The sequence below is a fragment of the Glaciecola sp. HA4-3 genome (assembly GCF_055693685.1).
On the sequence record NZ_CM146340.1, the window covers coordinates 3378268 to 3392515 of the forward strand.

18 protein-coding genes and 1 pseudogene are annotated in these 14248 nt (G+C 38.2%); all 19 read left to right on the forward strand.

What is annotated here, in order from left to right:
- The first annotated feature begins 41 nt into the window (after positions 1–41).
- The 19 genes and pseudogenes from rpmH (at position 42) to atpH (ending at position 14235) form a co-directional block, all read left to right on the forward strand.
- Complete coding sequence (gene rpmH / locus ACZ1G6_RS16085) at positions 42–176, forward strand: 50S ribosomal protein L34 (protein WP_084407325.1); 135 nt, start codon at positions 42–44, stop codon at positions 174–176.
- A gap of 17 nt (positions 177–193) precedes the next feature.
- A complete protein-coding gene (gene rnpA, locus ACZ1G6_RS16090) occupies positions 194–553 on the forward strand; it encodes a ribonuclease P protein component (protein WP_472617215.1) in 360 nt (119 codons plus the stop codon).
- Between the two features lie 38 nt (positions 554–591).
- Positions 592–798, forward strand: coding sequence for a membrane protein insertion efficiency factor YidD (gene yidD / locus ACZ1G6_RS16095; protein ID WP_472619002.1), 207 nt, complete (start codon positions 592–594; stop codon positions 796–798).
- Positions 799–818: 20 nt separating this feature from the next.
- Positions 819–2507: a membrane protein insertase YidC gene (gene yidC / locus ACZ1G6_RS16100; RefSeq protein ID WP_472617216.1), complete on the forward strand. Its 1689-nt coding sequence runs from the start codon at positions 819–821 to the stop codon at positions 2505–2507.
- Between the two features lie 128 nt (positions 2508–2635).
- Positions 2636–3118, forward strand: a complete 483-nt coding sequence (locus ACZ1G6_RS16105) for a YajQ family cyclic di-GMP-binding protein (RefSeq protein ID WP_472617217.1) — start codon at positions 2636–2638, stop codon at positions 3116–3118.
- Between the two features lie 9 nt (positions 3119–3127).
- Positions 3128–4495, forward strand: coding sequence for a tRNA uridine-5-carboxymethylaminomethyl(34) synthesis GTPase MnmE (gene mnmE, locus ACZ1G6_RS16110; RefSeq protein WP_472617218.1), 1368 nt, complete (start codon positions 3128–3130; stop codon positions 4493–4495).
- A gap of 6 nt (positions 4496–4501) precedes the next feature.
- Positions 4502–4630, forward strand: coding sequence for a hypothetical protein (locus ACZ1G6_RS16115; RefSeq protein ID WP_472617219.1), 129 nt, complete (start codon positions 4502–4504; stop codon positions 4628–4630).
- 17 nt (positions 4631–4647) lie between these two features.
- Positions 4648–4938: a flavodoxin domain-containing protein gene (locus ACZ1G6_RS16120; protein ID WP_472619003.1), complete on the forward strand. Its 291-nt coding sequence runs from the start codon at positions 4648–4650 to the stop codon at positions 4936–4938.
- 8 nt (positions 4939–4946) lie between these two features.
- A complete protein-coding gene (locus ACZ1G6_RS16125; RefSeq protein WP_472617220.1) occupies positions 4947–5594 on the forward strand; it encodes a DnaT-like ssDNA-binding domain-containing protein in 648 nt (215 codons plus the stop codon).
- Between the two features lie 34 nt (positions 5595–5628).
- Positions 5629–6492 carry a DnaA ATPase domain-containing protein gene (locus ACZ1G6_RS16130; RefSeq protein ID WP_472617221.1) on the forward strand — a complete coding sequence of 288 codons (864 nt, stop codon included), beginning with the start codon at positions 5629–5631 and terminating at the stop codon, positions 6490–6492.
- Positions 6493–7067: 575 nt separating this feature from the next.
- Positions 7068–8969, forward strand: coding sequence for a tRNA uridine-5-carboxymethylaminomethyl(34) synthesis enzyme MnmG (mnmG, locus tag ACZ1G6_RS16135; RefSeq protein ID WP_472617222.1), 1902 nt, complete (start codon positions 7068–7070; stop codon positions 8967–8969).
- Between the two features lie 33 nt (positions 8970–9002).
- Positions 9003–9644: a 16S rRNA (guanine(527)-N(7))-methyltransferase RsmG gene (gene rsmG / locus ACZ1G6_RS16140; protein ID WP_472617223.1), complete on the forward strand. Its 642-nt coding sequence runs from the start codon at positions 9003–9005 to the stop codon at positions 9642–9644.
- A gap of 7 nt (positions 9645–9651) precedes the next feature.
- On the forward strand, positions 9652–10437 hold the full coding sequence (locus ACZ1G6_RS16145; RefSeq protein WP_472617224.1) for a ParA family protein: 786 nt from the start codon (positions 9652–9654) through the stop codon (positions 10435–10437).
- A gap of 15 nt (positions 10438–10452) precedes the next feature.
- Positions 10453–11364 carry a ParB/RepB/Spo0J family partition protein gene (locus tag ACZ1G6_RS16150; RefSeq protein WP_472617225.1) on the forward strand — a complete coding sequence of 304 codons (912 nt, stop codon included), beginning with the start codon at positions 10453–10455 and terminating at the stop codon, positions 11362–11364.
- 248 nt (positions 11365–11612) lie between these two features.
- Positions 11613–12029 carry an ATP synthase subunit I gene (locus tag ACZ1G6_RS16155; protein WP_472617226.1) on the forward strand — a complete coding sequence of 139 codons (417 nt, stop codon included), beginning with the start codon at positions 11613–11615 and terminating at the stop codon, positions 12027–12029.
- A gap of 22 nt (positions 12030–12051) precedes the next feature.
- Positions 12052–12886 (forward strand): annotated as a pseudogene (atpB, locus tag ACZ1G6_RS16160) (F0F1 ATP synthase subunit A).
- Positions 12887–12930: 44 nt separating this feature from the next.
- Positions 12931–13170 (forward strand): F0F1 ATP synthase subunit C, encoded by a 240-nt coding sequence (atpE, locus tag ACZ1G6_RS16165; protein WP_472617227.1) that lies wholly within the window; start codon positions 12931–12933, stop codon positions 13168–13170.
- Positions 13171–13218: 48 nt separating this feature from the next.
- Positions 13219–13689, forward strand: coding sequence for a F0F1 ATP synthase subunit B (atpF, locus tag ACZ1G6_RS16170; RefSeq protein ID WP_472617228.1), 471 nt, complete (start codon positions 13219–13221; stop codon positions 13687–13689).
- Between the two features lie 12 nt (positions 13690–13701).
- A complete protein-coding gene (gene atpH, locus ACZ1G6_RS16175) occupies positions 13702–14235 on the forward strand; it encodes a F0F1 ATP synthase subunit delta (RefSeq protein ID WP_472617229.1) in 534 nt (177 codons plus the stop codon).
- The last annotated feature ends 13 nt before the right edge of the window (positions 14236–14248 follow it).

Genomic DNA, 14248 nt, shown 5'->3' on the forward strand with positions numbered 1-14248 from the left:
AAAGCGAAAAACTGACACCACAACCAAACGAGAATTAGGTCATGAAAAGAACTTTTCAACCAAGTAATCTAAAGCGTAAACGCTCTCACGGTTTCCGTGCGCGCATGGCCACCAAAAACGGCCGCAAGGTACTTGCTAATCGCAGAGCAAAAGGTAGAAAACGTCTTTCAGCTTAATATGGTAATCAGTTGCCATGGATGCTAAAGATTTTAGTTACCCGAGGGAGTCACGCCTGCTGACTCCTCGCCATTTTTCTTATGTTTTTGAACAAGCCATCCCTGCTACATCATCACAGATCACAATATTAGCCCGACCAAACCAAGCACAGCAACCAAGACTAGGCGTTACTATTCCCAAGAAAAAAGTAAAACTTGCCGTCAACAGAAATAGACTAAAACGCTGTATTCGTGAAAATTTTCGCCTAACGGCGCATAAACTACCAAATGTTGATATTATCGTTATTGCAAAACATGGTATAAATGATTTATCGAATAAACAAATGAATGAACTGCTTAACAAACTTTGGCTTCGGATAATTAAGAGATGCAACTAACACAATTGATAGAAAAAGCTATTGCGTTTCCTTTATTGATGCTTATAAAAGTATATCAGGTGTGTATTTCTCCCTTCTTAGGTCAAAATTGTCGATTTCATCCGACATGTTCATGTTACGCTCATCAGGCACTAAAACAACATGGTCCGTTAAAGGGAAGTATCCTGTCTTTAAAAAGAATTACGAAATGCCATCCAATGCATCCAGGTGGCATTGATAACGTGCCTAGCGCTAAGAATAAATAGATAACTAACTGAGACTTTATATGGAATCCCAAAGAAGTATTATTATCATCGGCTTACTACTTGTCAGCTTTTTACTATGGACCGAATACCAAGAAGCATACGGCCCTAAAGCAGTAGCACCAGTGGAACAAACACAGCAAACCGCTGTTCCTACCAATAGTGGAATTCCGTCTGCAACAAGTCCAACGGTTTCTACCGAAACTCAATTACCGTCAGCTGATTTACCACAAGCACTTGAAGGAGTTATCCCTCAAGCAGCTCAAGTAAGCCTACCTAATTCGCAAGTAATCACTGTTAAAACGGATACATTAGATATACAAATAGATCTTGTGGGTGGTGATGTGATAAAAGCAGACCTTGTCAAATTTCCAGTCACTCAAGGTTCCGATGACTCATATCCCTTGCTAAAACCCGACGATCTTGTTCTTCATATTGCGCAAAGCGGGTTAATAGGCCAAGACGGTACTGACAAAGCGTCTGGAAGGGCACAGTATCAATCAAGCGCTACCAACTATGAGATGACGGGAGATACCTTAATTGTCCCTTTGACTTGGCAATCAAGTGATGGCGTAAGCGTAACAAAACGTTTTACCTTTACTCGTGACAGCCACATCATCCAGCTAGACCATATTATTGATAACAACAAAACCGACATCGCCCAAGTCCAACAATTTGCACAATTAAAACAAACCTTAAATGATGTTGGTGGCGGCAGTATGTTTATGCCGACTTTCCGTGGAACGGCGTACGGAACTAAAGATGATAGTTTTGAAAAAATGTCATTTTCAGATATTACAGGTGATGCAATCAATGTCACTACTACAAATGTCTGGGCAGCCATGATTGAACATTATTTTGTATCTGCATGGGTGCCTCCCCAAGAAGAGAACATCAATCTTACAGCGCGTATTATTCAAGATAAATATGCAGTAATTGGTTATACCGGAAATCCCGTGACAATACCTGCTGGTGGTCAAGCTATTCTCTCTAGCCAATTATACGTTGGCCCAAAAGACCAAGACACACTTAAGACCATTGCTAAAGGTTTAGATCTAACCGTTGACTACGGCATTCTGTGGTGGATATCCCAGCCTTTGTTTGCCTTACTACAGATATTACATAGTTTTGTAAATAATTGGGGTGTCGCAATTATTCTAATTACCTTAATAGTAAAAGGCGCCATGTATTGGCTAACGAAGAAACAATACGAATCAATGGCAAAAATGCGTAATTTACAACCCAAAATGACTCAGTTAAAAGACCGATTTGGTGACGATCGACAAAAAATGGGTCAAGCCATGATGGAGTTGTATAAAAAAGAGAAAGTTAATCCTATGGGAGGCTGCTTTCCACTATTGCTGCAAATGCCAATATTCTTAGCACTTTATTGGGTACTATTAGAAAGTGTTGAATTACGCCACGCTGAATTTGCACTTTGGATCACTGATTTGTCGGTAAGGGATCCCTGGTATGTTCTTCCAGTATTAACTGGCCTAAGCATGTTCTTTTTACAACGCTTACAACCAATGACAATCCAAGATCCACTTCAACAAAAGCTGATGCAATGGATGCCGGTCATGATGAGTATATTTTTCTTATGGTTCCCAGCAGGACTGGTACTTTATTGGTTAATCAGTAACTTAGTAACTCTTGCGCAAGCAAAGATTATATATGCTTCTATGGAAAAACGCGGTTTAAAATCGAAATAATCATTTAGTTAGAAAGCAGCCCGCGTAGTATTTATACTATGCGGGCTTTTTATTAAGCATACATACAAATGTGAGCAAACAAAGATATTCACTCGTATAATAACAACCCAGTTTAAAAGGATACTACTATGCCATCATTCGATGTTGTTTCAGAACTTGATAATGTTAAAACAAAAAACGCAGTAGATAATGCCAATCGTCAACTTGCTACCCGTTTTGACTTCAAAGGTGTGGACGCAAACTTTGAGTCTATTACTGATGGCGTACAAATGTCTGCTACAAGTGAACATCAAGTACAACAGATGCAAGGAATATTTAGAGATGTTTGTGCCAAAGGTGGCGTTGATGCCTCTGCACTTGATGCACAATCCATTGAGCATTCGGGTAAAACGTATAAGCAAGTCATTGGCTTTAAACAAGGTATTGATCAAACCTTAGCAAAGAAAATGGTCAAAATGATTAAAGACAAAAAATATAAAGTCCAAGCATCTATCCAAGGCGATAAGCTTAGAGTGAACGGTAAAAAGCGTGACGACTTGCAACAAGTCATCGCATTTCTAAAATCTGAAGATTTTGGACAGCCACTTCAATTCGAAAACTTCAGAGACTAATTAAATCATATGGTGCAAGCTCAAGACACAATTGTTGCACTTGCCACTGCCCCTGGAAGAGGAAGCGTTGGTATTGTCCGCGTTTCCGGTTCACATGCCAAGGATATTGCAGAATCTATTTTGCATGCCATTCCCAAACCTAGACAAGCCGTCTATCAGGCTTTTTATGACCAACAAGGCCATATAATTGACCAAGGGATTGCATTATTTTTTAACAACCCAAATTCTTTTACTGGTGAAGATGTACTCGAGCTACAAGGCCATGGTGGTCAAGTTGTTATGGAGCTTTTAGTACAAGCTTGCCTTGATACGGGCTTAGCTAGGCTTGCTAAACCAGGTGAATTTAGCGAACAAGCTTTTTTAAATGACAAAATGGACTTAACTCAAGCTGAAGCAATTGCTGATTTAATAAATGCCTCATCAATACAAGCTGCGAAAGGCGCACTCAAATCGCTTCAAGGTGAATTTTCATCTCAAATAAACGAACTAGTCACAAAAGTTATTCATTTACGGATGTATGTAGAAGCTGCTATTGATTTTCCAGAAGAGGAAATAGATTTTCTGGGAGATGGTATCGTTCATGCACAATTACAAACCATCGTTGAATTACTTAAGGACATATTACATCAAGCGAAACAAGGCTCATTGCTTCGAGATGGTATGCAAGTAGTAATAGTGGGTCGACCCAATGCAGGCAAATCAAGTTTACTAAATACCTTATCAGGCAAAGACAGCGCGATTGTCACTGATATTGCTGGTACAACTCGAGATGTATTAAAAGAACATATCCACATTGACGGTATGCCACTTCATATTATTGATACTGCGGGATTGCGAGAAAATGCTGATGTTGTTGAGCAAATTGGTATTGATCGAGCTTGGCAAGAAATTCATCAAGCAGATCAAATTTTATTTATCGTCGATGCGTCTCAAGAACATGCTACCCAGCCAGAAGAGATTTGGCCTGAGTTCTATCAAAAGCTACCCAAGCAAAGCAAAATTACGCTTATCAGAAACAAGTGTGATATTAGTGGCGAAAAACCTAGCATAAACAAAGATGAAAAATATCCTGTAATACGCTTATCTGCAAAAAATAAGATAGGTATTCAATATCTTAGTCAACACTTAAAAGATGCAATGGGCTTTGATCAAGTAGGTGAAAATCAAGTAATTGCACGCCAACGTCACATTAGTGCTTTGTCACATGCAAATGAACATATTATGACAGGAAAAGAGCAACTCGAATCTGCTATGGCTGGGGAATTATTAGCAGAAGAACTTCGGATTGCCCAAGAGCACCTAAATGAGATAACAGGCGAATTTAGCTCTGATGATCTTTTAGGTAAAATATTCTCCTCTTTTTGTATTGGTAAATGATTTATTATGAAGTTCGATATTGTTATAGGTTCGGTGTTAGGTGCTAGCGAGTACGTCGCTGAAGCAATACAAGCTGCATTAGAGGAAAAAAACATGATGCTGTATGTCATTTCTCCCCTAATATTCATGAAATAAAGCTGCCTGGATTCATTATCGTTGTTACCTCTACTCATGGTGCCGGTGAACTACCTGATAATATCCAAAGTTTTGCCAAGCAACTTAATAACACTGACTTAAATGGAAGTGATGGGCTGGTTATCGCGCTAGGAGATTCAAGTTATGATACCTTTTGTGAAGGTGGTAGAATCATGTTTGAAGCAATGCAAGCAGCAAACGCTAATATGAAGTTGCCTGTCTATCAAATAGACGTGCTACATCACCCTATTCCAGAAGATCTTGCTGTAACATGGTTAACTGATAATCTAGATAAAATAATCCAATAGGCACACTCTTGAATGAATTAGAGCTAGAAGCCCTAAAGGCAAAATTAAGTAACCATGCCCGCGCTTTATATTGCTTATATTTGCGCCCTTGTGCTGACAACTCGACTCAAATGGTCTTAATTGATAATCAAGCAATTTGTCATATTCTCAATAGTACACAAAATATTATTTCAAAAGGAAGGGACATAAACAGCCTAATCGATGAACTAATCAATGTTGGACTTGTTAGTAATCCTCAATCACTTGATTTGAGCAAGAGCCTACATAAACAAACGCTAGCCTTACCCTTATCGACATTACCAAAAACACTAGATAGTCCTCATTTGCATGCACAACACAAGGCGATGACGATTGAATGGCGCCCAATAGAAACCGTTTTTAATGACTTATCGTCACTGATAGGTTTATTAGAAAATACCTACTCTGCTGATGAATTGGGCGAGTTTATTGCTTATTGGATTGGACGTGTTGATAGTCATCATACCGAGTATCAGTGGACTCAAAAACTTGCTGTTTATTTAAAGCAAAGGCGATTAAAATTTCCCTTATCTCAACAAAAGTCAAAAACTGGCCATCAATATGTAGAGCCTAGTGCGGGCGTTGTTTTCGACGATAATGTAAAAAAACTAATTGCTCAATACAGTCAAGACCATTAGCATTGAATTACAGTTTAGGTAAATCTATACAATTATGAAATCACTACAAGATCGTCTTAATGCTTTAAAAGGCACCCTTGGTTTAACAACTAGTGCAAACATAAGTGCTGATATACCTGAATTTAATTATAAAGAAAATCGAAAGCAGTATGAAAAACAAGCCAACGAAGATTTACGAAAAATTCAACAGCAAACGAAACAAAAACGTATTGAAATGTTACAAGGTCGGTCAGAGCTAAATCCAAAATGGACCTTTGATTCGCTTGTAGAAGATGCAGATGATGTTAAAGAAGCCGTCAGTTTTGCACGTTCGTTTATTGCTGCACATCAAGACGAGAACTGGCGCAAAAGCCGTGCACATATGACACTATTTTATGGTGATTATGGCCGCGGTAAATCACACATTGCTGGTGCTATTGCACATGAACTTATCAATAAATTTGAAACCAGTGTGTTATATCGCCAACTACAAACTCTGCTTGATATGCGACTGTTCTCTTATGATTATCAAGCTCAAGACAATGCTTCACAAAAATATCGTGAAATTAACAACCAGTTGTTAGACGTAGATTTGCTCATTCTTGATGAGGTTTGCGTGAACGAAACTGTACTAAAGAAAAATGCACAAAGTTGGCTGGGTAATGTATTGCGCCAACGCAAAGCTGCCAATAAAAACTGTATATTAATTACCAATCACAATATCAATGAATTAGAAAATGCCATTGGACGTTATTGCTTTGAGTCAATCAAAGAATATGAGACTTACCAAGTCAACTTTAAAGGACCCAGTCGAAGAAATGCTTTAGTTCAGCAAATAGTCCCTGTGCAAGCTTCTGACTCTCATCAGTCAACAGCAACAGGGTATCAACCAAATCAAATTAACTACAAAAATAAATGACACTATTGTTTTAAATTTTTTCCGTGAGAATCAATTCGAAACCAGAAGTTTTTCTAATTGTCATTAGCGTTACATTAATTCAAATATTCTAATATTGACTGTTTAATACCGACTTATCCACAGTTTATTCAAATAAAGCAAATATAAAATCAGCTAATGTGTATAACTTATGCAATACATTGTGGTTAAACACAGAATAAAATGAGTATAAAAATTACATGATGTCTTTGTGTGGATAAGTAGCCTAGTTATCCTCAACAAAATGGTAATTTACACCACTGTTTTACATAACTTATCATTGATGTAAATAACTGAAATATATCAATTATTATGGCTTATCAACAGAAATTAGTGCCCTTAATAATAGTAATAATAAAGATCTTAAATAAAAAGAATATATATATTAACTTAGCTTTTATTCTTCGAAATAAGATTTCAGTTAAGGGTAAAGAAAAGTAGTATTGTTTAAATACTAAGCTATTTAAAACATCTAGCCTTTCATATACACTATGCGACCCTTTATTTTGGGTAGGTTTAGCAAGTATTTAATTTAACTTTTTGATTGAGGCAATTAAATGTTTTACCAACAAACATTTGATGTAATTGTAATTGGTGGTGGTCATGCTGGCACTGAAGCTGCGATGGCAGCTGCTAGGATGGGCGCTAATACCCTTTTACTCACACATAGTATCGAGACATTAGGGCAAATGTCTTGTAACCCGGCTATCGGTGGTATAGGTAAAGGCCATTTAGTTAAAGAAATTGATGCACTAGGTGGCGTCATGGCTAAAGCTATCGATAAAGCAGGTATTCAATTTAGAACCCTCAATTCTTCCAAAGGTCCTGCGGTAAGGGCTACTCGAGCACAGGCAGATAGAACACTTTATCGTATTGCGGTGCGCGAAATGCTTGAAACACAAGAAAATTTAACGCTGTTTCAACAATCATGCGACGATCTAATAGTAGAAAACAACCAAGTTGTGGGTGTTGTCACTCAAATGGGCTTGAAATTTAAGGCCTCTACAGTTGTGCTAACTGTTGGCACGTTTTTAGGTGGTACCATTCATATTGGTCTTGAAAACTTTAAAGGGGGACGGGCTGGTGATCCTCCCTCAATTGCCCTTGCACAAAGACTTCGTGCATTACCATTTAGAGTAGATAGACTTAAAACAGGTACACCTGCCCGCCTAGATACACGCACACTTGACTACAGTGTAATGCAAGAACAAGCAGGAGATACTCCTTTGCCTGTCTTTTCATTTATGGGAAGTGTCAAAGATCATCCCAAGCAAATCCCTTGCTACATAACTCACACTAATGAAAAGACACATGAGATTATTCAATCTGGCCTTGAACGTTCACCAATGTTTACGGGGGTAATCGAAGGCGTTGGACCAAGGTATTGTCCATCTATAGAAGACAAAATTGTCAGATTTGCTGATAAAAGTTCTCATCAAATATTTGTCGAGCCTGAAGGCTTAAATAGCATAGAAGTATATCCTAATGGAATTTCAACTAGTTTACCTTTTGATATACAGATGCAACTAGTACGATCCATCAAGGGTTTTGAAAATGCACATATTATTCGCCCAGGGTATGCAATTGAATATGATTTTTTCGACCCACGTGATTTAAAACAAACACTCGAGACCAAACATATTTCTGGTTTGTTCTTTGCTGGCCAAATAAATGGTACAACAGGATATGAAGAGGCAGGCGCTCAAGGTTTAATTGCAGGAGCAAATGCTGCATTACAAGTACAACAAAAAGACCCTTTCATTTTAGGCAGAGACCAGGCTTATATTGGCGTATTAATTGATGATCTAGCGACAATGGGTACTAAAGAGCCCTATAGAATGTTTACTAGTCGTGCTGAATATCGTCTATTGTTGCGAGAAGATAACGCAGATGCTCGATTAACTGAAAAAGGTCGAGAACTTGGTTTAGTATGCGACGAAAGATGGGCAGCTTTTTGTACTAAACAAGATAGCATAGCGCTTGAAAAACAAAGACTAGCACAGCAATGGGTACATCCAGGACATACGGCGGTCAATCAAATTAATGATGTATTAAAGACACCATTAACCAAAGAACATTCTTTAGAAGAATTAATTAGACGGCCAGAAATGACCTACGATAAATTAATGGCTGTGAATGAGTTTGGACCAGGCTTAGAAGATAAGAAAGCGGCTGAGCAAGTTGAAATACAGATAAAATATGCAGGCTATATTGCTAGGCAACAAGATGAAATAGCAAAATCACAGCGCAATGAAAATGCGTTAATTCCTGCTGATTTTGATTATTCCAAGATATCGGGTTTATCAAATGAAGTGGTATCTAAATTGAGTGACGCAAGGCCTGAAACGCTTGGTAAAGCTTCAAGAATATCTGGAATTACGCCTGCTGCGATATCGCTACTGTTAGTGTATCTAAAGAAGCATAATATGTTATTTAAGCAAGATAAAAAAAGTGCTTAGTAACTCAATATTAGCATAGAGGATATTTCGAAAATGGACTCAACGAATCAATCCTTGATGAATTTATTTGATCGGTATAAAAATGAATTTTCGTTTGAAATCAGTGAAGTACAACAACGACAGCTTATTTCATATGTGATGTTACTACATAAATGGAATAAAGCATTTAATTTAACTTCCGTTCGTATTCCTCAAGAAATGTTGATAAAACATATCTTTGATTCTATTGTAGTGACGCCATTTTTGACACAATCAAGGTATGCTGATGTAGGCACCGGCCCCGGTTTGCCGGGTATACCGCTTGCCATTATGTGCCCAGATAAATCATTTACCTTGATTGATTCTTTAGGTAAACGGATTCGTTTTATCAAGCAAGCAGTACACGAATTAGGTCTAAATAATGTTCATCCTATTCATGGTCGAGTCGAAGATATTGACCCTTCGCAAACATTTGATGGTGTTTTAAGTAGAGCATTTGCTTCGTTAAATGATATGCTTACTTGGTGTCATCAATTAGTTGACTTTGAAGGTGAGTTTTTAGCCTTAAAGGGACAAATTCAAACGAATGAATTATCATCAGTATCAAATTCATTTGAAGTTATTGAATGCGTTGAGTTGAATATTCCTTCTTTAGATGGTCAGCGACATTTAGTTAAAATCAAAAAACAACAGTAGGTGTAACTTGGCGAGAGTCATTTCTATAGCAAATCAAAAAGGCGGCGTTGGCAAAACAACGACAGCGGTTAATGTTGCCGCGTCAATGGCAGCTACTAAACGTAAAGTCTTACTAATAGATTTAGACCCGCAAGGTAACGCTACTATGGGTAGTGGCGTTGACAAATATAGTACACCTGATACTTGCTATGAGTTACTTATTGAAGATAAACCGGCTTCTGAAGTCATTATTACGCAAACAAGCGGCAAATATCATTTGATTGCTGGAAACTCAGACGTTACTGCAGCGGAAATCAAGCTGATGGAGTTATTTGCTAGAGAAGTACGTTTGCGCAAGGCTTTAGAAAGTGTAAAAGATAACTACGATTATATATTTATCGACTGTCCACCCTCTTTAAATCAATTGACAGTGAATGCTTTAGCTGCGTCTGATTCAGTGCTTGTTCCAATGCAATGTGAATACTATGCACTAGAAGGTGTTACTGCTTTAATGGATACGATTGAAAAGCTAGCCTCGGTAGTCAATCCGCAATTAAAAATTGAAGGGGTCTTAAGAACGATGTACGACCCTCGTAATCGATTGGCAAATGATGTTTCTGAACAATTAAAACGGTATTTTGGCGACCAAGTCTATAGAACAGTCATTCCTCGAAATGTTCGACTTGCTGAAGCACCAAGCTTTGGCGAACCTGCTATGTATTATGACAAATCGTCAAATGGAGCAAAAGCGTATTTAGCGCTAGCAGGCGAAATTCTTCGACGTCATAAAAAAGCGTTATCGACACAAAATTAAAAGGTATTCTTAGAGATGGCACCAAAAAATAAAGGCTTAGGTCGTGGATTAGACGCTTTACTTGCCAACAACAAAGTGGCTTCGGATAAACAATCTCTATCAAAACAAGATGAACTCACTTCTTCTGATGCTCAAAGTGATTTGCAGTTTATACCTGTAGAATTTTTGCAAGCAGGTAAATACCAACCTAGAAAAGACATGGCGGATGAAGCATTGGAAGAATTAGCTTCTTCGATAAAAGCACAAGGTATTATTCAGCCGATTGTTATTCGTGCAATCAAAGATTCAGTTAAAGGTGCTCAGTATGAAATTGTCGCGGGCGAGCGTCGATGGCGAGCCGCTCAATTGGCCAAGTTATCTGAAGTACCTTGTTTAATCAAAGATATAAATGATAATGAAGCAGTCGCGATTGCGTTAATTGAAAACATTCAGCGCGAAGATCTTAACGCTATGGAAGAAGCTCAAGCCTTAGAACGTTTGCTTGTTGAGTTTGATTTAACTCATCAACAAGTGGCTGAAGCAGTCGGTAAATCAAGAGCTGCGGTATCTAATCTATTAAGACTAAACGGCTTAGAAGATTCTGTAAAAACATTGCTTGAACACGGCGACATTGAGATGGGACACGCTAGGGCTTTGTTGAGCGTTTCAGGAAGCGAACAATCAGATCTAGCTAAACAAGTAGCAGAACAAGGCCTAACGGTTAGACAAACAGAAGCCTTGGTTAAAAAATCAGTTTCACCTGTTTCTAAAATGGAAACAAAAAAGACTCAAATCGATCCTGATGTTGCGCGTCTACAAACATCATTATCGGAATCCTTGGGTGCTCAGGTTCTTATTGACCACAACAGTAAAGGTAAAGGTAAATTAGTGATTAATTTTAACGACCTTGAGCAACTAGATGGTATTTTGGGAAAAATTCCACATTAAATCCAGCTAGATACTATTTCTTATTTCTATGACTTACATCGTATTTATTTAGTCAATTAATATTCAGACATTGGTCTAGTATGATTTGTGAACTGAATAAATAGTCAAACCTGCTGAATAGCTATATATAATCGGAAAAACCTGATTATCCTTAATATATTTATCGACCAATAAAAACTGATTATTTATGGTCTTTATTCCCCTTATTAGTTGAATTTTTCACTATAAACAGTATACTTCGAGCGCTTTTGAACCGACTACGTTTTTCAAGGTTTTTAATCTATGCATTCACGATTAACGTCTCAAGGTCGTCAATTAGCGCTAAAAGGCTTAACGGCTCAGTTAGTAGTGAGTTTTTTTTAGTTATTTGTATGTTTTTTTTGAACGATAAGTACGCCATAGACGTATTTCTCGGATGTATGGGATTCGTTGTCCCTCATAGTATTTTTGCATATTACGTATTTCGGTATGCAGGTGCGACTAAATTAAACTTAGTGGCGCAAAGTTTTAATAAAGGTATCAAGTTAAGACTTGGCCTTACATGTGTAATTTTTGCTGCAGCGTTTTCTCAACTTGGCGCTCACCCTCTTCCTCTTCTGGGTGCCTATGTAGCAATGATGCTGACGCAAGCGTTGGCCATGTGGAAATTTACTAACAGTTTATAATTTATGATATTTGGGTTTAATAATGGCATCTTACGAAAATACGCAAGAATACATTAACCATCACTTAACAAATGCTCGCATGTGTTCAGTTGATGGTGAAGTTGCATTTAATTACGCATGTTCCGACGCAGGCTTTTGGGTAGTGCATGTTGATACCATCGCTTGGTCAGCTCTTTTGGGTTGTGCATTTCTTTTCTTGTTTTGGCGTGTAGCGAAAAGTGTTACCACAGGCGTACCTTGGTAAAACACAAGCAGTTGTTGAAATGGTTGTCGATTTTGTTGATAGCAATGTAAGAAGTTCATTTCATGGCAAAAGCAGCTTAATTGCTCCGCTTGCACTGACAATATTCGTGTGGGTTTTGTTAATGAACCTAATGGATTTAGTGCCAGTTGATTTACTACCATGGATTGCCGGTTTAGTTGGTCAACATGCCTTTGATATGAATCCTAAAGATGTCTATATGAAGGTAGTGCCTACGACTGACATTAATACCACGTTTGCCCTATCAATAGGTGTATTCGTACTAGTTATTTTCTACTCTTTAAAAATTAAAGGCTTTAAGGGCTTTGCTAAAGAACTTACTATGCAGCCACTTAATCACCCTGTATTTATTCCTTTTAACTTTGTGATTGAGACTGTTAGTTTGTTAGCCAAACCTTTATCTCTTTCACTTCGTTTGTTCGGTAACTTATATGCAAGTGAATTAATATTCATTTTGATTGCAACCATTGGTTATCTGCAACTGCCTTTGCATTTCTCTTGGGCTGTGTTTCATTTATTAGTTTTACCTTTGCAAGCGTTCATATTTATGATGCTCACCATTGTATATTTGAGCTTAGCTTGCGAAGACCATTAGTTTTTATTTTTAACCTTTACATTTAACTTAAATCGGAGATACACATGTTATTATTAATTGCAGTTGCTATTATTATAGGAATGGGCGCAATGGGAACCGCTATCGGTTTCGGTCTAATGGGTGGTAAGTTCCTAGAAGCTGCTGCTCGTCAACCAGAATTAGCACCTCAGCTTCAAACCAAAATGTTTATCCTAGCTGGTCTTATCGATGCAATCGCTATGATCGGTGTTGGTGTTGCTTTATACATGTTGTTCGCTTTTGACGTGTCTACTTTAGCTGTATAAAAACGCATCAAACGTATATTCGCTTAGAATAACATAGGAGGAGCCGACGTGAATTTTAACGCCACTCTAATAGGTCAACTTATCTCTTTCACAGTCTTTGTGGTGTTCTGCATGAAATATGTATGGCCACCGTTGATTGCTGCGATTGAAGAAAGGCAAAAAACGATTGCAGATGGCTTAGCAGCATCCGAACGTGCAGCAAAAGATCTTGAGCTTGCTCAAGCAAGTGCTAGCGATCAATTACGCGAAGCTAAGCAAGAAGCTAGCTCAATCATTGAGTCAGCGAAAAAGCGTGCAACGCAACTTGTCGATGAAGAAACGCAAAAAGGCCATGCCGAACGCGAAAAAATCATTGCTCAAGGTTACGCAGAAATTGAAGCAGAACGCAATCGAGTTAAAGAAGAATTACGCAAACAAGTCGCTGCATTAGCAGTGTCAGGTGCGCAACAAATTCTTGCTCGAGAAATCGATGCTAAAGCCCAAGACGACATTGTTGAAAAACTTGTCGCTGAACTGTAAGGAAACTGAGCTATGTCATCATTGACAACCGTTGCTCGACCTTACGCACAGGCTGCATTTGATTTTGCGCTGCAACACTCAAATATTGACGGCTGGCAGCAAATGTTGGTATTTGCCGCCGAAGTAGCAGAAAACGAGCAGATACAAGACCTCTTAAGTGGGTCTATTGCTGCAGAAGCTGCTGCGGATATGTTCATCACTATTTGTGAAGATCAATTAGATATTCAGGGTCAAAATTTTATTAAAATTTTGGCTGAAAATAATCGTCTAGCGACCTTACCTCAGGTTTCAGTATTGTTTAATCAGTTAAAAGCAGAGCACGACAAAGAAGTTGATGTCGATGTTACCTCTGCAGTTACTTTAACTGAAGAACAACTGAATACAATGAGTGCTGCGCTAGAGAAACGATTAGCACGTAAAGTGAAGCTTAATTGTAACGTGGATCCTGCATTGGTCGCTGGTGTCATTATAAAGGCCGGCGATACAGTGATAGATGGTTCCGTAAATTCAAAATTGAACCGTCTTTCAGACGCGTTGCAAGCATAACGGGGATAAAGAG

Bases quoted from the DNA above. Each gene is read 5' to 3' on its own strand.
- ACZ1G6_RS16130 (WP_472617221.1), top strand. From the start codon at position 5,629: ATGAAATCACTACAAGATCGTCTTAATGCTTTAAAAGGCACCCTTGGT.
- yidC (WP_472617216.1), top strand. From the start codon at position 819: ATGGAATCCCAAAGAAGTATTATTATCATCGGCTTACTACTTGTCAGC.
- rpmH (WP_084407325.1), top strand. From the start codon at position 42: ATGAAAAGAACTTTTCAACCAAGTAATCTAAAGCGTAAACGCTCTCAC.
- ACZ1G6_RS16150 (WP_472617225.1), top strand. From the start codon at position 10,453: ATGGCACCAAAAAATAAAGGCTTAGGTCGTGGATTAGACGCTTTACTT.
- yidD (WP_472619002.1), top strand. From the start codon at position 592: ATGCTTATAAAAGTATATCAGGTGTGTATTTCTCCCTTCTTAGGTCAA.
- mnmE (WP_472617218.1), top strand. From the start codon at position 3,128: ATGGTGCAAGCTCAAGACACAATTGTTGCACTTGCCACTGCCCCTGGA.
- ACZ1G6_RS16115 (WP_472617219.1), top strand. From the start codon at position 4,502: ATGAAGTTCGATATTGTTATAGGTTCGGTGTTAGGTGCTAGCGAGTAC.
- rnpA (WP_472617215.1), top strand. From the start codon at position 194: ATGGATGCTAAAGATTTTAGTTACCCGAGGGAGTCACGCCTGCTGACT.
- ACZ1G6_RS16105 (WP_472617217.1), top strand. From the start codon at position 2,636: ATGCCATCATTCGATGTTGTTTCAGAACTTGATAATGTTAAAACAAAA.
- mnmG (WP_472617222.1), top strand. From the start codon at position 7,068: ATGTTTTACCAACAAACATTTGATGTAATTGTAATTGGTGGTGGTCAT.
- rsmG (WP_472617223.1), top strand. From the start codon at position 9,003: ATGGACTCAACGAATCAATCCTTGATGAATTTATTTGATCGGTATAAA.
- atpE (WP_472617227.1), top strand. From the start codon at position 12,931: ATGTTATTATTAATTGCAGTTGCTATTATTATAGGAATGGGCGCAATG.
- atpH (WP_472617229.1), top strand. From the start codon at position 13,702: ATGTCATCATTGACAACCGTTGCTCGACCTTACGCACAGGCTGCATTT.